Here is a 25,326-nt window from a genome sequence, read left to right as displayed (position 1 = left end):
TGTAGTCATTTTCACTCACTCGATTTTTGATCAAGAATAGTAAATAATCCATGCTCCACGACACACCACTTATCACAACTATTGTTGCAGGTTTATGTTTAGCATTTCTCTTAGGAATGCTTGCTAGCCGTTTACGTATTTCACCACTTGTAGGCTATTTGTTAGCTGGTGTTATTGTGGGACCCAATACAGGCGGATTTAAAATAGATTCCGTCATTATTAATCAACTTGCTGAAATTGGTATTATTTTGCTAATGTTTGGTGTTGGGCTCCACTTTTCATTAAAAGACCTTTTGTCTGTCAAAGCTATTGCTGTCCCCGCTGCTATTGCACAAATGGCATTTTCTACTTTTCTAGGTTTGTGCCTTGGTTTGATTATGGGATGGGGTTTCAGTGGTAGTTTGATCTTCGGCCTCGCTTTATCCATAGCAAGTACTGTTATCCTGCTACGCGCTTTACAAGAGCGTCATCTTATTGAAACAGAAAAAGGACGCATTGCCGTTGGATGGTTGATTATTGAGGATTTAGCAATGGTCCTTATACTTGTCCTCATCCCTTCCCTAGCAAGTGCACTCAGCAATACCAAAAAAGAAGCGTTGGATCCTCTTGTTCAATGGTTGGATTTAAGTATTTGGGGTATTTTTGGTCTCACCATACTGAAAGTGATTGTATTTATCGCACTTATGCTCGTCATTGGGCGACGCGTTATCCCATGGCTTTTAAAAATGAGCGCACAATCGGGATCACGTGAATTATTTCGTCTTAGCGTCTTTGCTATTGCATTAGGAGTAGCATTCGGAGCCGCTCATTTATTCGGTGTTTCTCTTTCTCTTGGTGCTTTTTTTGCTGGTATGGTTATGAGCGAATCAGAATTAAGCCACCGTGCCGCCGAAGAATCCTTACCACTGCGCGATGCTTTTTCTGTTCTCTTTTTTGTTTCTGTAGGCATGTTATTTGACCCAGAGAAACTCTTAACTCATTTTTTTCCTCTCTTAGCAACCTTATTTATTATCGTAATCGGAAAATCTGCTGTTGCCTTTTTCATCGTTAAGGCTTTTCGCTATTCTAATGCAACAGCTTTGACTATTGCTGCAAGCCTTGCCCAAATCGGAGAATTTTCCTTTATCCTTGCTGGTTTAAGTTTAAGCTTAGGACTTTTAAACAATGACGCTCATGATTTAATTCTTGGAGGAGCAATTTTTTCTATTTTGCTCAATCCTCTTGTTTTCATTGCCTGTAATAAAATTAAAAAACATCTAGAAAAAAATTCTGCATCTTCACAAAACACCCAAACAATTATTGATATTGATCCACAAGACCCAGACCAAGATTTTTTACCGATGACCTTAAAAAATAACCATATCGTAATTATTGGCTATGGTCGTATCGGTAAGTGTGTTGCATTATCTTTAATCAATAGAGATAAACCTATAGTGATCGTAGAAGAATCAAAACGCCTCTCTGATAAAGCGATTGCAGATGGCTTTGAGGCTATTTGTGGCAATATCATTCAACAAGAAATAATGAACGCAGCAAATATAAATAATGCACATAAAGTTGTTATTACAATGCGAAGTACCATTGAAGTAGGAGAATGTATCGTGAATATACGTGATATGAAAAAAGATATCCAGATAATCACACATGCATTATCCGACACAGAAACAACTTATCTCATTGATTTAGGTGCTGATGTTGTAGTAACAGATGATGAAGAAATTGCCAATGGCATTATAGAGTATATAACAGAACGAAGATCTGTAAGGAATATGCTCAATCATGAAGATTTACAGAAAACATAAAATGGATACAGAATCGTGAAAATAAAGCAATTTATATGGCCATTGATTGGTATCTTAGCAATGCTGGTATCTATTCGAATTCTTTACATGAAGCTCTCTACCATTTCATTTGGGGATGTATTGGAGCGCTTGAGCGATTTAAATGCACAGCAATGGTTATTAGCCTGTTTATGTTCTCTCCTAGCTTATGCTGCTCTTGCTGGATATGATCGAATTGCCTTGCAACATCTAGGCCATAAAATTTCTTGGATTTTTATCGCTATATGTTCATTTACAACCTACGCTCTTTCACACAATATCGGTGCTTCAGTTTTTTCTGGTGCCGTTGTGCGCTATCGTGCCTATAAAATGAAAGGATTAAACGGAACAGAAATCGCCATATTAGTAGGTTTTTGCTCTTTTACTTTTGTAATCGGCACAATCTTACTTTTTGGAATCGTTTTGGTGCTGCAACCCGAAATTATCACCCTCATTCATAAAGAACTTCCTAAATGGCTAGGAACAACGGTTGGAGCAATTTTACTCAGCTGTATAGCACTTTATACGTTTGGCAGCTGGCTTCAGTTAAAACCCTTACGTTTGGGTAAGAAAATTCAACTTTCCTATCCGCGGCTGAAAATTGTGATTCAGCAGCTTCTCATTAGCCCTCTAGAGCTTTTAGGAGCAGCAGGAATTATATATGCTGTTCTCCCACACAATGCAGATATTCATTTTATCTCTGTTCTTGGTGTTTTTCTAGCATCTTTTACGATAACTCTTCTCTCCAATGCTCCAGCAGGAGGAGTAGGAGTTCTTGAAGCTCTCTTCATAACAGGCATGCCCAACATAAATCCAACTGATGTTATTGCAGCACTTATTGTCTTTAGAATGTTTTATTTGATTATACCGTTCATCATTTCATTGTTTGTGGTCGTCATTTTTGAAGCGCAACAATATTGGAAAAGAGCCTCCAAAACACCACCTGAATAAATAAAAGGCTATCAACGACTTCTTTTTTTGTGTACCTATAAATGATTATAATCACGCTAAATTCAATTATATATGTAAATTAATACAATCATTATTTATTTATCTTTTTCACATTGAAACTTGAAGGTCCCCTTTTATAAAAATCTTATTTATAAAAAACATAGAAATATTTTTCTATTTTCCTTTCAAAAAAAACTCCTATAAGCTTGAATATTAAAGATACTATTTCATTGTGTAATCGATTTTTATGTTGGATAAAGCATATGATTGCAAAATTTTTTGCAAAAAATATATGCTCAAAATTAAGGACCTCTATTTGAAAATAACTTCATTTTATTATTTGAAAAAGAAAAAGTATTATAGATAAATAATAATTAAAGGACCCTTTTAATAAAAAATCTCGCAAATGATCATACAAAAAGGCAAGAAAAAACTTTACAAAATTTTTATTTCTCAAAAATATAGGAATAATGTGTATACATATTGCGTCACGCTTTTGTTTGTTACGTTCTTTAATAGAATCAAGCCTCTTAAAGAGAAAAAACACCATCGTGTTGCCAATTTACATATCTTTTTTAAGAAACCTCTCTCAGCGCTCTTCCCATTACAAAACAACACCCGTGAATGGTATAATAGTAAAGCCATTGTTGCAGCGTCATCTTTATACTTAATAAAAGAGCAAGACTGCACCATTATACTATTTTTCCAATGCTGTGATAACTTTTAGCGCCTAAGAACGTTAATAAAAATCATTTTTATGCTTTTCTTCAATAGTCTTTATCCACACGTTAATCCCATTTATGATGCACAAATGAATGATTTTAATTGATTCATTATAAGAGGGATTAAAATAAAAGAAGTTTATGATATTAAAGTTTTTTCAAACAAAGAATAATTAATTATTATAAATCAATATATTATAATGATTCTGAGCAGTTTTCTTAATGTTTATATTTTTAGAGATTAAGCTAACGGGAAAATAGTATAGCGTAACTGTACAATCTAATATTTAAAAACTTTAAGCCTTATTAAAGCTTATTTTCTGTTGTTTAGCAGGTATGAGCTTTAAATAATTAAGCTGATCTAATTTTATTCTTGTTATGTCCAGCTAATTACTTTGTTTTATCTTGATTTATCCTCTTGGAATACTGATGATTATTACAGATATCTTTTATTTAAGTGGGAGAGTTACCAAAAAATATTCACGCTTCTGACACAACTAAAGTGTAAATTTTCTTCTATCTTTAGACAATATGCTAAAAATCCAAAAAAATTTAATCAATTTATATTAAAAGAAGTGAAAACCGTTGATTTTTATACCCCTTTAAATAACACAATTGTCGGTAAGAAACTTCTCCTTACCAATTGATTAAAAAAGAAACAATACGCATTAAAAGATCTTTAAATCCCCTAAAAGTACAAAACCTGATGACTAAGCTATATCAACAATCTTTACTTTTAAACAAACACATATGGGAAATCCTACTGCCCAATTTTATTTAGCAACTCGTACCTTAAAAAATTTACACAATCAATAAGTTATTTATGGTATAAAATCGAGTGGTGGGTGATGAGGGGATCGAACCCACGACCCGCTGATTAAGAGTCAGCTGCTCTACCAACTGAGCTAATCACCCATAAGCTTCCCAAAAGATGAGAATGAACGTTTCTATAACGCTCCTAAGGATGGATGTCCAGATATTTTGTTGTTTGTTATATAGACTCATTGTCTGTAAGGTTAAAAATATGATATTCACCACTTGATCTTATATAAAAATAACCCCATTATAGGAATCTTTATAAATAAATGTTCTGATTGTTATACAGAACCTATAGTTTAGAGGATTATCGAGCATAATGCCCGAGCAAAGTTTAGAGGAACCTTCTTGTGGTTGTAAGCGGGATGGGGCATTGTTTTGTTTTATCAATAATCACATGGATTCAAACAATATTTTGCTGTTTTTTTTCGTTGAATATAAATTTTTTTTACATTCAATGTTCATGATCCAATATACGAAAAAAGCCTATGAATTTTTTTTGTCAATCGCACGCTTTTAAGCTTCTAAAAGGTAAGGAATGATGGAATGGATCACTGATCCCCATGCGTGGTTTGGTTTGATCACGCTGGTTTTTCTCGAAATTGTTTTAGGAATAGATAACCTTATCTTTATTGCAATTTTAGCTGAAAAATTGCCCCTACATTTGCGTGACCGCGCACGCTTTCTAGGTCTTACTTTAGCATTAATTATGCGGCTCTTCCTTCTTACAGTTATCGGATGGGTTATGAGACTCGATAGGGTAATTCTTTCACTTTCATCTGTTGTATTTAGTTGGCATAGCTTTATTTTAATTGGGGGGGGAGCTTTTTTGCTAGCAAAGGGAACGCTAGAATTACATGAAAGGTTAGAAGGGGTATCACATGAAAGAAAAACAGGCGTTGCTTATGCTGTTTTTTGGCAAGTAATTGTTCAAATCGTGGTGCTGGATGCCGTTTTTTCACTAGACAGCATTATTACCGCAACAGGTATGATTGCAAAAGAGCAAGCAGCAGTTATGTATATCGCAGTTATAGCTGCTATGGGAGTGATGATGTGCGGATCTGGTGCTCTTATGCGTTTTATTAATCGTCATCCCACTATTGTAATTCTTTGTCTTGGTTTTTTGATGATGATTGGCTTTACTCTCATTGTTGAAGGATTTGGTTTTCATATTCCAAAAGGGTATTTGTATGCTGCTATTGGTTTTTCTGTTCTTATCGAAGCTTTTAATCAAATTGGACGTCGTAACCGTGAAAAAATGATTAAAACGAATGATCTACGCAGTAGAACAGCTGATGCTGTTTTGAGGCTCTTAGGAGGAGGAAGCAAAGATAGTCACCTTGCTGAGACTGTAGATGTTATTGCTGAACAAGCTGCAGCTTCTGAGTTGTTCAGACCAGAAGAAAAGGAGATGATTCGTGGTGTTCTCGATTTAGCTGATCGCCCTGTTCGCTCTATCATGTCGCCACGTAATGAGATTGAGTGGTTAGATTTAAATGCTGATGAAAATGAAATGCGTGAAGAATTACAAAAGGTTAAACATAGCCGCTTAATTCTTGCGCGTGAAAAAGTGGATGAATTTGTTGGCGTTGCGTTGACAAAAGATCTTCTTTTGAATTTGGCTGAAGGAAAAAAGATTAATTGGAAAAAAGCTATGCGAGAACCCCTCGTTGTTCATGAAAACACAAGTGTTTTAGGATTGATGGAGCAATTACGTCATTCTTCGATTCAGCTTGCAATTATTGTTGATGAGCATGGATCTTTTGAAGGAATTGCGACACCAACCGATATTCTTGAAGCTATTGCAGGAGACTTTCCTGATGATGATGAAGAACTCATGATCGCAGAACAACTTGAAAATGGCAGTCTTCTTGTTGAGGGATATGCTGATATCCGCCGTTTAAGTGGTTATCTTGGGCGTAACCTTGTGGATGAAGCAGATCGTTATACGACTCTGGCAGGCTTTATGCTTTGGCAGTTTGGTCATTTACCAAATGAAGGAGAAAGTTTTGAAACGGATGGTTTACACTTTAAAGTGATTGAAATGGAACGCCGAAACATATCTAAAATCCTTATTTCTCCAATTATCTTACCAGAAAAAAGCTAATTCTTTTTATAAGCAAGATGAATAAAAGATTTTTTTATGATGAAAAATTGAAAAGAATAGGAAGTTGATAACTTATATGTTTGAGTGCAAAATGAAAATACACTTATGAGAATCTCACTAAATGAACATTTAAACGTTTGAAACATAAAATGAGATCTCTATAAGAAACGGTTGAAACCTAGGTTTTATAAAAAGCGATTGTTTATTGTCTTATGAAAAGCTGCTTTTAAAAACCAATGCTTGGTAAATGTAAAAAACGGGTTTTGTTACAGATATTCACTTAATACGCATTTTTTCTTGATTATCTTGATATGAACCTACCAAGCATTTTAATTTATTTGATAGGTTTAATTTTAGAATGTAAATTATTTCAATTCACTCAGCTAGATTTTGAGCTTGATATTTTGAAACGTTTTAAAAGAGGCATTTTAATAATGTGCTTTGTTTCAAATGACCACCTCAAAAATGAGGGAGTTATTCTTAATATGTTTTATAGCCATAAAAAAGTGTTTATAGGTTCTGTAATTCAAATGAGTGATAAAGATCATATCTGTTCATTTACGTTCCTTTTGATAAGTTTTAATCAATCGAATAGAGTGCTTGCAATATGATACGTTTTGTATATATGCGTTCATTATTGATTTCTTTTGTATGATCTGTAGTACCTCTATTTAAAAGCCGCGTCATATCACTTGGCACGGCTTTCTTTTATGCATTCTCTCTTTTATGATGGGTTTTATAGCCATCAAAAAGGCGCCCCCCTCGTCTATCATTTATTCTGTTTATCAATCTTAATAACGTTATCGCTTTCATAAACCTCACAAATTATGGAAACCGAATATAAGTCGCTATGTCTTTTTATTCTTGCATTACCATATACATACCTCTAATTACGAAATAACCAGAAATCTTGGCATTGCCATAAACAGAGCTATATACATCAGCATGACACCCCACTCTAGATTGCCGTAAACCTTGCTTAACAACAGCATGATCATAAACCGCGGCATTGCTGTGAGTACGTGCATTACCAGATAATTTTGCATTCCCATAAACCCGCGCATAATGATAAACTCAAACATTATAAGAAAAACGAGCATTGTCATAAACATGAGCACCAAAATACACATGGGTTTTATCACATATTAAGGCATTGCCATACACATAGACACCAATAACAGCATTGCCATAGCCCCTTGCGCTTTTATAAATACGACCAGATTTTACAACACAGGCATTATCAGAAACCTAGCAATTGCCATCATGAGAGAGGTTGCTTTCATTTTCAATCAAACCACCTAGATCGCCTTTTTTACATCACCAAAATCTTTTAAAGTACGAATGCGATATAATATATGACCAGTCACAATCCATTTGATTGGTCAATTCATATTTTTGGGATCTTTTATTAACAGAAGCGGTTTCATTTGCAATGGAAGCAAGAACGGGGCTGTTTTGTTGATATCGTTGTCATAATTAAACCTGTATGTTTTAAAAAGTTTTAAACAAGCATTAAGCCGACTCCAAACCAAATGTTGATCGCATCAAGCGCCCTGTTCAAACTAATAATAACATATTCATTACCTAGTAGAATACCAACTCCTACACCTGCATAAAGCGAAGCAATAATCCGCCGATTATGGCTATGCTGTATGACCATAATAAAACCCAAAACCATCATTGCTACACTCGCAATACCAACAGCAAAACGGATCAAAAGGACTAAGTATTAACGCCATAGAAATAATAAGTGCAACCATTACTATAGCTGCACAAGATAGCATGCGAAGAGCAAGAGATATAATCCAAATTCTGCCAAGCGTAAAGAACATACCCCCAAACTAAATAACCACCATAATTAGCGCTAACTATATAAGAAAGTTGCTTAAAGGTAAACAATCACTCATCCAACATAACTGACAATATTGGTGTATAGAGAAATTGCCCGATACCCATTCTCAAAACCATAATAACCATACTGGATACAGCGTTTTGAACCAATTCAAATCTTGACGATTATTTTTCCCATTATTATTCTTTAACTAGTGATATTTCTCATCCGCGTTCCATCTCACTATAACAACCTTTAGCGCCCCAAATAGAATAAAAGCAAATTTAGCTATCTATTTTAATGCTCAGAACAATATATTTAGCGATCTACTGTCAACATCGCCAGATAAGTTATACAATAAGATATTGGATTATATGTATTTTTATGTTATAAATATTTATAGTTAAATTGAAAGCATATTTAGATAATCTGGCTTTTTATCTCGATATTCAAAATGACTAACTGAAAAATTATATACGCAGCCATAAATTTTACTTCTCTTAAAATCATTTTCTTATCCGCTACAAAACTTAATAAACAACTCAAACGACCATTTTCATAGAAGAGGTAAAGTGGTTTCTTTTTAGGTAATATTGCTATTTAGGATGATATGAAGTTGAAGAATTTGGTGCACCCGACAGAATTCGAATCTGTGACCTCTGCCTTCGGAGGGCAGCGCTCTATCCAGCTGAGCTACGGGTGCTTCAAACTGATCATTAAAATCAGTTATGCTCTTTTAACTAATCATACTCTTAGCTTCAATGCTAAATTATCATTCTAATAAAAATTACTTGTTTGTAACTTATCTAACGACGCATTCCTCTTACTTTTCAATGATACTTTACCTTGAAATAACTTCTCTTTATTCAATGCTCTTTTTATTATAAAAAGAGTTTTTATTGCAACTTCAAAACTCTCAAAAATAAGTTACAACATAAATTATAAGTATCAGGATAATTTTTAAATGACTACGTTACCAAGTCGCTTTCATTTTATTTCCGCAGAAACTGAGGACGCTATCAAAGCTACCCATAAGTTAATTTCGGTTTATGGTCATTCTTCTCTGGAAGAAACTGATATTGTTGTTGCAATTGGTGGTGATGGGACAATGTTACAAACCGTACGAGACGTCATGTACACAGGAAAACCTATTTATGGCATGAATCAAGGTTCTGTAGGATTTCTTATGAATAAATTTCATGAAAAAAAATTGCCCCATCGTATTGCTGTCGCACATAAAAAAGAAATCCATCCCCTGCGTATGATTGCAAAATCTGAATGTCAAGATTTTATCGAGGCGCTTGCAATTAATGAAGTATCCCTCTTTCGGCAATCTTATCAAGCCGCAAAAATTCGCATCACCATTGATAACAACGTACGCATGGAACAATTAAGTTGTGATGGTGTCCTCGTCGCTACACCAGCTGGATCTACCGCCTATAATTTATCAGCACAAGGACCTATCTTACCTCTTATGGCCCCCCTTATGGCCCTCACTCCCGTTAGCCCTTTTCGCCCTCGGCGTTGGCATGGAGCTTTACTTCCCAATACAGTAACAGTGCGTTTTGATATGCTTGAACCTGACAAACGCCCTGTCAACGCTGCTGCAGATAATATTGAAGTTAAATCTGTCCATTCAGTTACTATTTCAATGGCAACAGAAGTAACAGCTTCAATCCTTTTTGACTCAAATCATTCATGGGATGAGCGCATTTTATCAGAACAATTTCGCTATTAATGATTGTATTATGCGTTTTATATGTATATGATTGTTATAGTTAGTTTTTTTGTGAAAACATCTTAACACTTTTAAAGAGTGTAGAGTATTGATTATAATCATCATTTAGATAGCACAGTTAAAATCACAGAGCAATTGATAAAAAAATGATACCATCTTTAAACAGTTTTGATGATTTAGGTCTTTCCGCAAAGGTTATTAATGCGGTAAAATCAGCGGGATATAGAGCTCCTACACCTATTCAAAGTGAAACAATTCCGCATGTCCTTCAAGGAAAAGACGTTTTAGGAATCGCCCAAACAGGCACAGGTAAAACCGCCTCTTTCGTATTGCCTATGCTCACTCTCCTTGAAAAAGGTCGTGCACGAGCACGAATGCCCCGTACACTCATTTTAGAACCAACACGGGAAATTGCAGCTCAAGTTGAAGAAAATTTTGATAAATACGGAATAAATCATCGTTTAAATGTTGCTCTTTTGATTGGCGGAGTTTCTTTTGAACTCCAAGATCGCAAACTTGAACGGGGAGCTGATGTTCTTATAGCAACACCAGGGCGCCTTCTTGATCATTGCGAGCGCGGTAAACTACTTCTAATGGGTGTTGAAATCCTTGTGATTGATGAAGCTGATCGCATGTTGGATATGGGCTTTATTCCTGATATTGAACGTATCTGTAAGCTAACTCCTTTTACGCGTCAAACTTTATTCTTTTCTGCAACAATGGCGCCAGAAATTGCAAAACTAACGAAACAATTTTTACATTCTCCCGTATCTGTTGAAGTTACAAAAGCTTCCTCAACGGCTACCACAATTACACAATGGCTTGTCAAATCTGGAAATAAATCATGGGATAAAAGAGCGATTTTACGAGAGCTGATCCAAAATGAAGGTGCAGAGCTTCAAAATGCAATCATTTTCTGTAATCGAAAGAGAGATATCTCCGAACTTTTTAGATCGCTCATCAAACATAATTTTAATGTAGGGGCACTTCATGGAGATATGGACCAATATTCGCGCATGAACACCCTAGCTGATTTTAAAAATAATAAACTTACGCTTCTTGTTGCTTCTGATGTTGCTGCCCGTGGGCTCGATATTCCAGCTGTAAGTCATGTATTTAACTATGATGTTCCTACACATGCTGAAGACTATATCCATCGAATTGGTCGTACAGGGCGTGCAAATCGTAGCGGAAAAGCTTTTACAATTGTCACAAAAGCTGATCAAAAATATATCAATGCCATTGAGGAAATGAGTAATGAAAAAATTGAATGGCTCAATGGAGATCTCTCAACTTTAATAGCCGATGATCAAACAGAAGATATTGTTGTAAAGAAAAAATCTTTAAAATCATCAAAGAAAACTGCTCCCAAAGAGTCCGTTGCTCACGCTAAAAAATCTGTAGAAGAGAATAAAACAGAATATATCAAAAGTGCAAATAATAAAGAGAAGCCATCTGAGAAACAACGCCCACGAAAAAATAAGAATTACACGCCCCTTGGATTTGGTGATGATATTCCTGCTTTCATGCTTATAAAAACGTGTAAATAAACCCATTCTTTATTCCCTTTAAAAGTGAAATGAACGAAATGCTTTAAAAAAAGCCGCTCTTATTTCCTAGTGAGTCTTTCCGCTACCTTTTCACGCCCTAAAAGCTGCAAAATTTTTCCCATTTCAGGTCCATGGTCCATGCCCGTCAGTGCCTGGCGTAATGGCATAAACAAAGCTTTTCCTTTTCGACCTGTTTTTTCTTTTAATGCTGTTGTCCAAATTTTCCAACTTTCCTCACTCAAAGCACCTTCAGGTAAAAAATCGAGTGATTGGCGCACGAAAGCACGATCTTCTAGTGTCACTGTATCAAAATTCTGTTCATCATGAATGATTTTCCACCACAAAACAGCATCATTGACTTTATTAATATTGCTTCTTATCGCGTTCCAGAAATATTCCGCCTTATCTCCCTCAATAGAAAGTTTTTTAAGGCGCATTTTTACTTCCTCATAGGTTAACTCATGGACAAGATGACTATTCAAAGCAAGAAGATCAGCAATATCAAATTTTGCAACGGATCTTGACGTATCTTGAAGATTAAAACGTTCTAAAAGCGCTGCTTGATTGGGATAGGGATGCACATTTTGCGATGTCCCAATCAAAACAGCAAGACACTGAACAGCTATAGATTCAAATCCTTCTTCCCGTAGAGAACGAATAGAAAGATCATGGTCACGTTTTGAAAATCCTTTTCCTAAAACTGTCGCCAATAAATTGGTATGACCAAAAAACGGTAATTCTGCATTAAGAGCTTTAAAAAGAGCAATTTGAGCACCTGTATTTGTAATATGATCATCCCCACGAATAATATGCGTAATAGCCATATCTACATCATCAACAACAGACGGCAATGTATAAAGATAGCTTCCATCTTCACGAATAAGAACAGGATCTGAAAGAGACGCCAAATCAACCGTCTGCTTTCCCTTTACGGCATCATTCCAGCAAACTTCTGTTCGCTTTGTTTGCAAAGGATCATTTTCAAAATTAGGAAGAAGAAAACGCCAATGGGGTTTACGACCTTGTGATTCAAATTCTTTTTTCTCTTCTGCTGTCAATTTTAATGCAGCACGGTTATAAATAGGAGGCAATTTACGTGAAAGCTGGATTTTACGACGCCGCTCTAATTCTTCTGCAGTCTCATAACAGGGATAAAGAAGCCCGCGTTGTTTGAGAATTTCCGCAACTTCATCATATCGATTAAATCGCTTAGATTGGTAATAAATTGCATCTGGTTGAATACCAAGCCATTCAAGGTCAACAGCAATAGCATCGATATATTCTTGTTTAGAACGTTCAACATCTGTATCATCATAGCGCAAAATAAATTCTCCCTTATACGCTTGCGCATAAAGCCAATTGAAAAGCGCACTACGGATATTGCCAATATGAATATAACCTGTTGGAGAGGGAGCAAAACGAACTTTAACCATAAAATAATACTCAATTTTTATCGCGAAAATAATTGACTATGGGATAGCGACGATCGCGTCCGAAATTCTTGTAACTGATTTTTACACCGGGTGCAGATTGTCGTCTTTTATATTCGGCACCATAAAGAAGCTGTTCAACTTTCTCAACAGTTTCCTGTGAATGCCCACGTTTAATAATATCACAAATACTCATGTCATTTTCTACAAGAGATTGCAAGATATCATCTAGAATAGGATAAGGGGGAAGAGAATCTTCATCTTTTTGATTTTCCCGCAGTTCTGCAGAAGGCGCTTTTTCTATAATATTGTATGGAATGACAATTCCTTCTGGTCCTCTCAAATTGTGCAAGTGATTTTTATTGCGCCACTCAGCTAATGCATAAACCTGCATTTTATAAATATCTTTAATAGGATTAAACCCGCCATTCATATCACCATAGAGTGTTGCATATCCCACAGCCATTTCTGACTTATTGCCTGTCGTTACCACCATTGAACCGAATTTATTTGAAAGAGCCATTAAAAGTGTACCACGTACACGGCTTTGAAGATTTTCTTCTGTTACATCAGGCGACAACCCTAAAAAAATAGGTGCCATTGTCTTAAAAAAAGCTTCAACAGTTTGCTCAATCGGTATGATTTCATAACAACATCCTAGAAGTTGTGCACATTCTTTAGCATCTTTTAATGATTCTTGTGAAGTATAATGATAGGGCATCATAATGGTGCGAACTCTCTCAGAACCAAGAGCATCCACCGCCATTGCCGTACACAGGGCTGAATCAATTCCTCCTGAAAGACCAAGAATAACATCCATAAAGCGATTTTTATTAACGTAATCTCTCAAACCTAAAACACAAGCTTGATAATCGGCCGCTAATCCATTGAGAAGACTTTCATTAGGACCTGAAATACAGTGCCAGCCCGTCGTTGTTTTTTGCCAATGGGTTAAAGCAATATGGCTATCAAAGTGCTTCATTTGAAATATCTTTTTTCCTTCTCCATTCAAGGCAAAAGACCCGCCATCAAAAACGAGCTCATCTTGACCACCAACTTGATTAGCATAGATAATTGGTACCCCAGATCGTAGAGCTTGCGTATGAACAACATCTATACGTTTTAAAGTTTTATTACGATAGTAGGGAGATCCGTTAAGGACAAGAATAATTTCCGCTCCTTTATCTTTAAGCTCTGTACTAAGAGAAAAATCATTCCAAAGATCTTCACAAATGACAATTCCTAATTTGATTCCATGATAAACAATAGGTTCAGGACGTGGACCTGAAGAAAATAAACGCTTTTCATCAAACTCAGCATAATTAGGTAAATCAAACTTCAAACTTTCGGCAATGACTCGCCCTTCATCAAGAAGCATGACACCGTTGTAAATATTGCCATTGCGTCTTAATGGAAGACCAATAACAATTCCTGGTCCGCCTACAGTTATCTTTGCTAATTTCTTAACAGTCTCTTCACATGTTTTTGTAAAAGCAGGTTTTAGAACAAGATCTTCCGGCGGATAAGCGCTTATAAAAAGTTCCGTGAATAAAACAAAATCAGCCCCCTCTTCCTTAGCCTTTTGATGTGCCATGACAGCTAAAGAAAAATTCCCCTCAATATCACCAACAATAGGATTTAATTGGGCAATGGATACCCGAAAATCATTTTTCATAAGCCTTTGTATCATTTCATCAGTTTAGCAACCACAACTTTATTCTTCATCATCGGAAATATCACTTTTTTTTAAATTCTCTTTTGCCATAATGACCTAAAAATATATTAGGAAAATTTTTGCCTACCCACCAGCAGCAATTGCTAACGAGTCAGTCACACGATTTTTTTTAAGGAGTTCAGCAACAAGAAAAGCCAATTCTAACGCTTGATCTGCATTTAACCGTGGATCACATTGCGTATGATAACGATCAGATAAATCGTCCACAGAAATAGCATGCGCCCCTCCTGTACATTCAGTAACATCACGGCCTGTCATCTCAATATGAATGCCCCCTGGATAAGTTCCCTCTCCACGATGCACTGCAAAAAAATTCTCTACTTCTTTTAAAACATAATCAAAGGGACGCGTCTTATAACCATTGGCAGTAATTGTATTGCCGTGCATTGGATCACATGACCATATAACCGCACGTTTCTCGCGTTCAACGGCACGGATGAGTTTAGGCAGATAACTTTCAACTTTATCATAACCAAAGCGCGTAATGAGAGTAAGCCGCCCCAGTTCGTTTTCAGGATTTAAAATATCAATTAATTTTAAAAGCTCATCAGGTTCAATGGAAGGACCACATTTTAATCCTACAGGATTCTTAATGCCGCGACAATATTCAACGTGAGCATGATCAATCTGACGTGTACGGTCACCAATCCATAACATATGACCGGATGTTGCATACCAATTTCCTGAAGTTGAATCAATCCGAGTCAAAGCCTCTTCATAACCAAGCAAAAGTGCCTCATGACTAGTATAAAAAGATGTTTCACGCAATGAAGAATGTGTTTTGGATGTAATTCCTATAGAACGCATAAAATCAATTGCTTCAGAAATGCGCTCTGCCAATAATTCATAACGCTCCCCCTGCGGACTGTTAGAAACAAAACTCAACATCCATGTGTGTACATTTTCTAAATTAGCATAGCCACCTTGTGAAAAAGCACGCAATAAATTAAGTGTTGCGGCAGATTGGCGATAAGCCATAGACATCCGTTGCGGATCCGGAATACGAGAAACGGCTTCAAACTCAATGCCATTAATAATATCCCCACGATAAGCAGGAAATTCAACGCCCTCTTTTCTTTCGATATCAGAAGAGCGAGGCTTTGCAAATTGACCAGCAATACGACCAATTTTAACAACCGGTTTAGAACTACCAAAGGTCAAAACAATCGCCATTTGCAAAAATACACGAAAAAAATCACGGATATTATCAGCTTCATGTTCTGCAAAGCTTTCGGCACAATCACCACCTTGCAATAAAAAAGCTTGGCCTTTCACAACTGCTGCTAATTCATTTTTTAAATCACGTGCTTCACCGGCAAAAACTAAAGGAGGATAGCTTCTCAGTTTTCGCTCAACATCTTCTAACATAGACTTATCCGGATAAGTCGGAACTTGTTTAATTGGCCTTGTTCTCCAAGAGTCAGGCGCCCATTCTTTTATCATTACACTCTCTCTAAAGATTAATCTTACAGATTGGCATATCAAAAGCTTTTTACCACAATATATGCTCTTTATATGCTCTTTAACTTTCTATTTTCTTCCCATTTTCATATATATAACTTGGTTTATACATCGTTACCAACTCTTCTGCCATCGTTGGATGCACTGCCATCGTTTCATCAAAGATATCCTTCGTCAGCTTACCCTTGAGAGATATTCCTATAAGCTGTGCCATCTCACCAGCGCTTTCTCCCAAAATATGAGCTCCTACAACGATACGACTTTCACCATCAACAATGAGCTTCATAAACATTTTTTCTGAACTCCCAGAAAGAACATTACGCATAGGACGAAAAACTGTACGATAAATTTCAAGGCGTTTATAACGGCGTACTGCATCTTCTTCTGAAAGACCAACTGTTCCAATCTCTGGCTGAGAAAAAACTGCCGTCGTAATTAAATCATAATCAGGTGTCGTGGGAATATTCTCAAACGCAGTCTTCACGAAACACATTGCATCATGAATCGCAACAGGTGTTAATTGAACATGACCTGTTACATCACCAACAGCCCAAATATGGGGTATATTTGTTGTCATTCTTTCATCAACAACAACTGCACCAAATTCATCCACTTGAACACCTGCCCGCTCAAGTTTTAAACCCGTTGTATTTGGTACACGCCCCGTAGCCAACATAATCTGATCGGCACTGATCATTTTCCCATTTGATAAAACAACTTCATAACAATTTTCTGCAGCCTGCACTTTAGAAATTGTTACGCCATAGAGAATAGAAATCCCTTTTTCAATCATTGCATTGCTGAGCAATTGCCGCAAATCATAGTCAAAATTACGAAGGATTAAATCACCCCGATGGAGTAGTGTTGTTTTTACACCTAATTCATGAAAAATATTAGCAAATTCAACACCAATATATCCTCCACCAACAATAACTATTGATTTTGGTAGTTGATCAAGGTCAAAAATCTCATTAGAAGTAAGGCAAAATTCACCGCCTTCTATGGAAGTATTTGGTGCAAATTTTGCCCCTGTTGCAATCAAAATTTTCTCTGCACTTACCCGCTCACCCGTGGCAGAAAGCTCTAATGTGTGATCATCTATAAAAGTAGCACGACTTTCATAAATATACACATTATTATTTTCTAATCCCTTACGATACAGCCCTTCTAACCTTGATATTTCTTTATTTTTAGCTGCAACCAACTTTTCCCAGCTAAAAATTGGATCCGCATATTTCCACCCAAAACCAACACTTTTCTTAAATTCTTTTACATATTGTGATGCATAAACATAAAGTTTTTTGGGAACGCAACCACGAATAACACAAGTGCCCCCTATACGATATTCTTCTGCTATAGCGACTCGCTTTCCAAGCCCCCCAGCAAGCCGTGCTGCACGCACTCCACCAGAACCACTGCCAATAACAAATAAATCAAAGTCAAAAGAGCCCACGAATTATTCCTTCTTATATATCTGTAAGAATAGGCTAAGATCATTTATTATCAAATGAAAGTCTTTTTTTCTTTTGAAGAAGCATTTCTTTATAAAGCTGTATTCTAACCTACTCTCATTAAAATATTAAAAACGGCGGAAAAACCGCCGCTATTTAAAAATCTGAAATTGCCCATTGGTTATCATGATATCAATCAAGCTATTTTTTATTTCCTGAAGATTCTGATTTTATAGGTACATTTGTAGGCATAGTAGAATTATTCAAATTAAGTGTTTCAGACATCTCTTTTCTCACATTTTCTACAAGATCCTGCATAAGAGCAGTACGCCATATATCAAATGCTGAATAAGAATCACGCGCTATATTGGGGACTTCTGTCAAAAACTTTTTACCGGTATCAGAATTATAAAATGTTGTTATTGCATCAAGCTCTTTTTGAGTAAAATATTTTGCATATACATGAGCAATCTCTTTTTCTAGATCAGAGCGCCTTTTAATTAAAGCAAGCGCCTGCTTATCAACAATATCAGAAATATCCGCTGCCAAATTTGGATCATCCCTCATCAGTGCAGTTTTAAGATCATCTACCGCATTTGGTAAAAAACTATCAAATTGATCCGTTGCTTGAATAGCTCTGATTGCCTTTCGCGCTGAATCTAAATGTTGGTCACTCACACCTTGTGCATAAACCATTCCAATATTCACAAAAAAAATAATAATTGCACCAAAATATACGACAAAACGCTGAAAAGAAAATATTGTTTTCATTTAATGATTACCCCGATAATTAATTATAATTCAAATGCGTTATTTATTCAAAATTTTAATACTCTTTGATTTATTGTATTGTGCTAACATATCGTCATGAAACTGTCTTCTCTAAAAATCAAAAGATTCTAAAATTTTTGTTTGACCATCAGCCATAGCGACAATTGCACGTGAAGCCAACCCCAAAAAAAGTCCATGCTCAACAACACCAGGAATGGCAAGAAGTGCATCCGATAATGGTTTTGGTTGCAAAATACAGCCCCAAAATGCATCAAGAATAAAATGGCCACCATCTGTTTCAAAAGGATTTGTTCCATTCATCCGCAATGCAATTTCTCCAGAAAGCCCTAAATCATCAGCGACTTTTTCGATAGCTCTGCATGTTGTATGGATACCAAATGGATTAACTTCAATTGGTAGTGCAAAGGCACCAAGTCGTTTTACCACCTTTGTTTCATCAGCAATGACAAGCATTGCACGAGATGCCGATGCTACAATTTTTTCATACAACAATGCTCCCCCTCCTCCTTTAATAAGCATCATCTCAGGACCAATTTCATCTGCTCCGTCAATATCAAGATCCAGTTCAGGTATTTGTTCTAAAGTGCTAACAGGTACTCCAAACTTACGACAGAGTTGTTCAGAATATCTCGAAGTAGCAACACCAGTCACATGCAAACCACCCGCAACACGCTCGCCTAGAAGACGAATAAATTCATTGACTGTCGAACCAGATCCGATACCAAGCCGCATACCATCTTCAACAAACTCGAGTGCTTTAATAGCTGCCATTTTTTTTAACTGCTGAACATCCATGAATGACTTTGCCTTTTATCCGTATAAGCAGCATTTATCACCCCTATTACCACCGATAATAATGATAATAAAAGATAACCTCTTGACGCAATCTATTTAAATTTACCATCATCTTTTGCTTGAAGAGATGTTACTCGTTATAGAAATATATGATAAGAATAAAATAGAATAATCAACAATTATCTTTTTTATTTCTTTGAGAAGATTTGTTAGCATTTTTCTCATTCAATAAGATTTTTTGATTTATCTTGTTCTATCAATAGGATACACAAAGATACACATATCAATTTTTTTTGAATAATTTAAAATGATCATATATAAAAAAATCATCTATTTTTAGAAAACTGTAGATTATTATCTCGTTTCAATGACGTTGATAAACTTACCAAGTGAAATACCGTAAAATATTATCAGAAAAGTCTTCTATTATTTTTTGTTTTGTCATTATCCAAATGTGAAGCAAAAGATGATAGATTATATATTTTTTATGAATGCTGTCTGTGCATATTCCATGGTCTATGAAACCCTAGCGAAGACCAAATAATATCTCCACCTTTGGTCATCATAACGCTTCCTCGTGATAACAATTGTTGAGGCATAAATATTATTTTTGCCTTCTTGTTACAAGTTGGATTATGCATTACAAATGTCTGAATGAGAATATCTGCCTCTACACATTGATCTGTTTCTCTCTGTAAAACAATCACTTTTAATCCATTCTCTAATAATGACGTACATACATGATAATCACAAATAAATTGTCCGTGCAACGAAGGACCATATTTTGTTGGTTTAATCGTTTCATTCACACGAAATGACTTTTTCCATATGGATGTCGTGAACTTAGAGATATGGTAACGATCAATATATAGCTTTTTATCATGAATAACGCCCACGAGACGCATATTATCTGCTATAATCAGTTGTACAGGTGAATGCATTACACAAATAGAAATACCAGCCAAAATAAATAAACTAAAAAAGAGCCGGATAGGTGTTTTGCAAAAAGTCAGTCCAACCAAACCTATACTCAATAAAACTAATGCTGATAACGGCATAAAACCAGGATTCAAATCAGGAGAAATAGCCTTGATCGCATGTGCAATCTTTATTACAAGATCAACTCCAAACCCCATAATTTGAAGGGGGAGCCATTCGAATCCTCCTAACATTGAGAGGACTGCAATTAATCCAAAGGGAATGACAAAAATTGAGATGACAGGCAAAGCAAAAGCATTACTGATAATGCTCAAAGATGCCATATTAGAAAAATGATAAGCAGCATAAATTCCACTTGCACTCCCTGCAACAAGGGAAGAAGCACATGTTGAAAGCATCGATAAGAAAGCAAAATTTATCACTCCTCCTCCAACATACGAGGGCGTTGTTTTTCTTTTACGAAAAAATGACCTTCCACTCCACCAATCAAAAAAAGCGATCAAAGCAGCAGTCGCAGAAAAGGACATTTGAAAGCTAGGACCTAATATTTCATGGGGTGTCATCGCCAGAGTTATCAACCCTGCAATAGAAAAATTACGCATTGTTATAGCTGAGCGATTACACAATATAGCAACCAACATAACAGCAATCATCACAAAACTTCTTTGCGCTGATATTGCTAAGCCCGACAATAACAAATAAAAAGCTGTTATCATAAACGCAACGATAGCAGCAAATTTTTTACTGGAATAATAGGAAGAAAAAACTGGAAAAAATGCTAAAAAACTACGGATACTCAAAAGAACTATGCCGCTTAACAACGCCATATGTAAACCTGATATTGATAAAATATGGGCTAATCCAGCCGTACGTAATGCTTCATTTGTCTCATTTGAAATACCAGCACGCTGCCCTGTTATGAGAGCAGCTGCAACACTCCCCTTTTCTCCTTCAAGGGCTATACGAATTCTTTGTGTCATCTTCGTGCGTAAATTTTCAATTTTCTGTAGAATGATAGCGAATATTCCATCAGGCTGCGAAACGGATATTTTTATTGGTTTTCCTAAATAAACGCCTTGTGCCCCAATTCTTTTAAAATAATTATGAAAACTAAAATCGTAGCCTCCTGGACGCACCGGCCCAGAGAATGCACGAATCTTAACTTTTCCATGCAGTCCATCACCAATCGCTAAGCCAGATGGCAAATATCTTGCTGATAAACGAATACGATGAAGACTATGGCATAATACGGGCTTTTCTGTACTCAAAATATCCAAAACCAAACGAAATCCCCCTTTAGCGCCTGGCTCAATAGAAACAATTCTTCCCGTCAATGTGGTGACAATGTCACTGCTTAACATAGGTGTTGCAATACGCCACGTTTCTATTTTTGCTGCTAAAGCACCCAATATAATACAAAACAAAAATCCCACGGGAATCCATATTTTTCGATAAAAACGTGCCACATAGAATATTCCCAAAAAAATACTGACCAACGCCCCCAAATGTCCCCAACTTGGCTCCCACTCTAAATGGAAATAGAAAATGATTCCCAGGGCAAAAAAAACTAAAATCAGTGAAAAAAGGATACCAAAAGAAACTTCTTTACTGATACAATCTTCTAACCATTTGCGAAAAAAAATGATTATTCCTTTTAAGAGTGTCAATAAAAAAAGTTTTTGTTGGTTATAACTGCTGTTCTTTGTATCATCATATTCAGAAAAAACACTTTGCCCTATTTGGCATGGCTTTTTTCTTTCTGTAACAGATTTTTCGGATAAACCCGCTTTAACTTTACTTTTATAAAACATCCGTCCCCCACTTTAACTCGCAATACGGCTATTGCACACCCCATCACTTATGTTAACATGACTTTTCTATAAAATTCCATAAGTAATATCTTAGTTTAAAGGAAAATATTCGTGTCTGTTATTACTCGTTTTGCCCCTTCACCCACTGGCTTCCTTCATATTGGTGGTGCTCGTACTGCTCTTTTTAATTGGCTTTATGCAAAACATACCGGTGGAAAAATGCTTTTACGAATTGAAGATACAGACCGAGAGCGCTCAACAGATGCAGCTGTAAAAGCTATTATAGATGGCTTGCACTGGATGGGGCTTAGTTATGATGGCGCCCCTATTTCGCAATTTGAACGTGCTGAACGTCATCGCCAAATCGCCGAACAGTTGGTCAAAAACGGCAAAGCATATTATTGTTATGCTTCACCTGAAGAGTTAGCTGAAATGCGTGAAAAAGCCCGTGCAGAAGGTCGTCCACCACGTTATGATGGACGTTGGCGCAACCGTGATACTTCTGAAGCTCCTAAAGGTATTAAGCCTGTTATTCGTATCAAGGCTCCACAAGATGGAGAAACAATTGTGCATGACCGAGTCCAAGGTGACGTTCGCTTCCCTAATAAAGATCTCGATGATTTTATTATTTTGCGTTCTGATGGTTCGCCTACCTATATGCATGCTGTTGTCGTTGATGATCATGATATGGGCATCACACATATTATACGTGGTGATGATCATCTTACCAATGCAGCACGCCAAACAATTATCTTCAATGCAATGGGATGGGACATTCCTGTTATGGCCCATATTCCTCTTATCCATGGTGAAAACGGTGCAAAACTCTCAAAACGACATGGTGCACTCGGTGTTGATGCCTACCGGACAATGGGATATCTTCCTGCTGCTTTGCGCAATTATCTTGTCCGTTTAGGTTGGAGTCATGGTGATGACGAACTGATGTCACTTAAAGATATGATTTCTTGGTTTGACATTGGGGATATTAACAAAGGTGCTGCTCGTTTTGATCTCAAAAAGCTTGATTCCATCAACGGACACTATATGCGCATGAGTAATGATCAAGAACTTTTTGATGCCGCTCTTAATATTCTACCAGAAACCGATAGGGGAGCACAAATTATTGAAAGACTTGATGAAAAACGCCGTGTTCAATTTTTAAAAGCAATCCCACATTTGAAAGAACGTTCAAAAACTCTGTGCGAACTGATTGAAAATGCCTCCTTCATTTTTACGCAACGCCCTTTACAACTTGATGAAAAAGCACAAATGCTCTTAGATAAAAATGGACGCACCATTTTAAACGATCTTTATCTTGCCCTGAATGCTTGCCTCTCTTGGGATACAAAAACCCTAGATGAAACACTTCGCTCTTGTGTACAAACACAGAATCTCAAATTTGGATCTATCGCCCAACCACTTCGCGCAGCTCTTACAGGATGTGCAACATCACCAGGTGTTTTGGATGTTCTTATTTTATTAGGACGCGATGAATCTCTTCATCGCATCAAGGACCAACTTATCGCCCATGATGTGTACTGAGTATATTTCCTCAAATAGGGATCTATACAGATATCTTAACGCGCTCTAAAAGAGTTTTTTATGTTATATCATTGAAATACATTTTTTATTGAGTAATAATGATCAATAAGGAAATATTTTTAGATTGCATGTACTCACTTTTAGAGGCAATCTACCCTTAATATAAGTAAGAAAAGCTTCAGCTATACATCCCCCACTCTGATGAAGCAGAGTCTTAATTTTTAGAAGTGAAGGATCTGAAAGGAATACCGAATGTCCGAGAATAACGCATATATTATTGTGAATGATAAAAAAGTAGAGCTTCCCTTGCGTAAAGGTACGATTGGACCTGAGGTCGTTGAAATTGCTTCTCTCTACAAAAAAACCGATATTTTTACTTATGATCCTGGTTTTACTTCAACAGCTTCTTGTGAATCAAAAATTACTTATATCGACGGTGATAAAGGCATATTGCTTTATCGTGGTTATCCTATTGATCAATTGGCTGAGAAAGGAGACTTTCTCGAAAGTTGTTATCTTTTACTTTATGGAGAACTCCCAACACAGCAAGAAAAAAATGAATTTGATCGATGTATTATGCAGCATACCATGGTACACGAACAGTTTGCACGCTTCTTCCAAGGCTTCCGTCGTGATTCTCATCCTATGGCCGTCATGGTTGCCTGCCTTGGCGCTATGTCTGCGTTTTATCACGACTCTATTGATATTACAGATCCTCACCAGAGAATGATTGCTTCTGTTCGTCTTATCTCAAAAGTTCCAACGCTTGCTGCTATGGCCTATAAATACAGTATCGGACAAGCATTTGTTTATCCACGTAATGATCTTAGTTACGCCGCAAATTTCCTCCGTATGTGCTTTGCTGTTCCTTGTGAAGAATATAAAACAAACCCTGTGCTTGCTCGGGCGATGGATCAAATCTTTATCCTTCATGCAGATCATGAGCAAAATGCTTCTACATCTACTGTACGTCTTGCTGGATCCTCGGGTGCTAATCCGTTTGCCTGTATTGCAGCAGGTGTTGCATGCCTTTGGGGACCAGCACATGGTGGTGCCAATGAAGCATGTCTAAAAATGCTACAAGAAATAGGTTCTATTAAAAGAATTCCTGAATTTATTGCACGTGCAAAAGATAAAAATGATCCTTTCCGCCTTATGGGCTTTGGGCACCGCGTCTATAAAAATTATGATCCACGCGCAAAAATCATGCAAAAAACCTGTCATAAAGTTTTAAAAGAACTCAACATTCAAGATGACCCGCTTTTTGATATTGCAATAGAACTTGAAAACATTGCCTTAAGTGATGAATATTTTATTGAGAAAAAACTTTATCCCAATGTTGATTTCTATTCCGGCATTACATTAAAAGCTCTAGGTTTTCCAACTGAGATGTTTACTGTCCTTTTTGCATTGGCGCGCAGTGTCGGGTGGGTGGCACAATGGAAAGAAATGATTGAAGACCCTGCACAAAAAATTGGTCGTCCTCGACAACTCTACACAGGCTATGCTATGCGTGACTATATTCCTATAGATGAACGTGCAAATTAAAAAAGAAATCAATAAAGCTTCAATCTACTGAAGCTTTATTGAGAGTAATCAAAAAACATCCTTTAGGAATTTTTATAAAACGTAATTTTAAAGCTCTTTCTACCGAGATAGCATCATCATAAAAATTTACTAAAAAATTCTAAGTTTTAGCTCTGTAAATAATTAGCTCTGTAAATAAATTGAGAATACTCTTCTGCGAATTAGCTAAACATTTAGCAAAAAGAAATTGAAAATTTTACCTTATAATCCTCATTATCTTTAATGAAAATGTATTCCCTATCATTCCC

General features: G+C 36.4%; 16 protein-coding genes and 2 tRNA genes. 7 read left to right on the top strand and 11 right to left on the bottom strand.

Annotated features, from left to right (window positions below; all coding sequences use genetic code 11):
• The first annotated feature begins 50 nt into the window (after positions 1-50).
• Both ybaL and PVV60_RS04535 read left to right on the top strand, forming a co-directional pair.
• A complete protein-coding gene (gene ybaL / locus PVV60_RS04540; RefSeq protein WP_273723454.1) occupies positions 51-1,802 on the top strand; it encodes a YbaL family putative K(+) efflux transporter in 1,752 nt (583 codons plus the stop codon).
• Positions 1,803-1,817: 15 nt separating this feature from the next.
• Positions 1,818-2,771 (top strand): YbhN family protein, encoded by a 954-nt coding sequence (locus PVV60_RS04535; RefSeq protein WP_273723453.1) that lies wholly within the window; start codon positions 1,818-1,820, stop codon positions 2,769-2,771.
• 1,561 nt (positions 2,772-4,332) lie between these two features.
• On the opposite strand, the gene PVV60_RS04530 is transcribed toward PVV60_RS04535, so the two are convergent.
• Positions 4,333-4,408: transfer RNA gene (locus PVV60_RS04530), tRNA-Lys, on the bottom strand.
• A 439-nt stretch (positions 4,409-4,847) separates the two neighbouring features.
• Here PVV60_RS04530 and PVV60_RS04525 point away from each other — a divergent pair.
• Entirely contained in the window at positions 4,848-6,416 is a 1,569-nt protein-coding gene (locus PVV60_RS04525; protein WP_273723452.1) for a TerC family protein, read from the top strand.
• Between the two features lie 890 nt (positions 6,417-7,306).
• Here the strand turns inward: PVV60_RS04525 and PVV60_RS10740 are convergent.
• The 3 genes from PVV60_RS10740 to PVV60_RS04510 all read right to left on the bottom strand — a co-directional run bounded on the left by PVV60_RS10740 (position 7,307) and on the right by PVV60_RS04510 (position 8,950).
• On the bottom strand, positions 7,307-7,522 hold the full coding sequence (locus PVV60_RS10740; RefSeq protein ID WP_342752786.1) for a hypothetical protein: 216 nt from the start codon (positions 7,520-7,522) through the stop codon (positions 7,307-7,309).
• A gap of 395 nt (positions 7,523-7,917) precedes the next feature.
• Entirely contained in the window at positions 7,918-8,133 is a 216-nt protein-coding gene (locus PVV60_RS04515; RefSeq protein ID WP_273723450.1) for a YbfB/YjiJ family MFS transporter, read from the bottom strand.
• A gap of 740 nt (positions 8,134-8,873) precedes the next feature.
• Positions 8,874-8,950: transfer RNA gene (locus PVV60_RS04510), tRNA-Arg, on the bottom strand.
• Between the two features lie 261 nt (positions 8,951-9,211).
• Between PVV60_RS04510 and PVV60_RS04505 the strand changes: the two genes are divergently transcribed.
• Both PVV60_RS04505 and PVV60_RS04500 read left to right on the top strand, forming a co-directional pair.
• Entirely contained in the window at positions 9,212-9,985 is a 774-nt protein-coding gene (locus PVV60_RS04505) for an NAD kinase (RefSeq protein ID WP_273723449.1), read from the top strand.
• Between the two features lie 146 nt (positions 9,986-10,131).
• Positions 10,132-11,535: a DEAD/DEAH box helicase gene (locus PVV60_RS04500; protein WP_273723447.1), complete on the top strand. Its 1,404-nt coding sequence runs from the start codon at positions 10,132-10,134 to the stop codon at positions 11,533-11,535.
• 59 nt (positions 11,536-11,594) lie between these two features.
• Here the strand turns inward: PVV60_RS04500 and gltX (PVV60_RS04495) are convergent, their stop codons facing one another.
• The 7 genes from gltX (PVV60_RS04495) to PVV60_RS04465 all read right to left on the bottom strand — a co-directional run bounded on the left by gltX (PVV60_RS04495) (position 11,595) and on the right by PVV60_RS04465 (position 21,949).
• Positions 11,595-12,968 (bottom strand): glutamate--tRNA ligase, encoded by a 1,374-nt coding sequence (gene gltX, locus PVV60_RS04495; protein WP_273723445.1) that lies wholly within the window; start codon positions 12,966-12,968, stop codon positions 11,595-11,597.
• A gap of 10 nt (positions 12,969-12,978) precedes the next feature.
• Positions 12,979-14,640, bottom strand: coding sequence for an NAD+ synthase (locus tag PVV60_RS04490; RefSeq protein ID WP_273723444.1), 1,662 nt, complete (start codon positions 14,638-14,640; stop codon positions 12,979-12,981).
• Between the two features lie 123 nt (positions 14,641-14,763).
• Positions 14,764-16,143, bottom strand: coding sequence for a class II 3-deoxy-7-phosphoheptulonate synthase (locus PVV60_RS04485; RefSeq protein ID WP_273723443.1), 1,380 nt, complete (start codon positions 16,141-16,143; stop codon positions 14,764-14,766).
• 79 nt (positions 16,144-16,222) lie between these two features.
• Positions 16,223-17,614: a glutathione-disulfide reductase gene (gor, locus tag PVV60_RS04480; protein ID WP_273723441.1), complete on the bottom strand. Its 1,392-nt coding sequence runs from the start codon at positions 17,612-17,614 to the stop codon at positions 16,223-16,225.
• 199 nt (positions 17,615-17,813) lie between these two features.
• Entirely contained in the window at positions 17,814-18,383 is a 570-nt protein-coding gene (locus PVV60_RS04475; RefSeq protein ID WP_273723440.1) for a DUF2059 domain-containing protein, read from the bottom strand.
• A gap of 111 nt (positions 18,384-18,494) precedes the next feature.
• Positions 18,495-19,199, bottom strand: coding sequence for a ribose-5-phosphate isomerase RpiA (gene rpiA / locus PVV60_RS04470; protein ID WP_273723438.1), 705 nt, complete (start codon positions 19,197-19,199; stop codon positions 18,495-18,497).
• A 485-nt stretch (positions 19,200-19,684) separates the two neighbouring features.
• Entirely contained in the window at positions 19,685-21,949 is a 2,265-nt protein-coding gene (locus PVV60_RS04465; protein WP_273723437.1) for a ComEC/Rec2 family competence protein, read from the bottom strand.
• 111 nt (positions 21,950-22,060) lie between these two features.
• Between PVV60_RS04465 and gltX (PVV60_RS04460) the strand changes: the two genes are divergently transcribed.
• Both gltX (PVV60_RS04460) and gltA read left to right on the top strand, forming a co-directional pair.
• A complete protein-coding gene (gene gltX, locus PVV60_RS04460) occupies positions 22,061-23,491 on the top strand; it encodes a glutamate--tRNA ligase (protein ID WP_273723435.1) in 1,431 nt (476 codons plus the stop codon).
• 252 nt (positions 23,492-23,743) lie between these two features.
• The gene (gltA, locus tag PVV60_RS04455; RefSeq protein ID WP_273723432.1) at positions 23,744-25,039 is read left to right on the top strand and encodes a citrate synthase; all 1,296 of its coding nucleotides are present in this window, start codon (positions 23,744-23,746) and stop codon (positions 25,037-25,039) included.
• The last annotated feature ends 287 nt before the right edge of the window (positions 25,040-25,326 follow it).

This window comes from Bartonella sp. AU18XJBT, assembly GCF_028618595.1.
GTDB lineage: Bacteria > Pseudomonadota > Alphaproteobacteria > Rhizobiales > Rhizobiaceae > Bartonella.
Note: the sequence above shows the minus strand (reverse complement) of the source record. Positions and strands in the feature narration are given on the sequence as shown.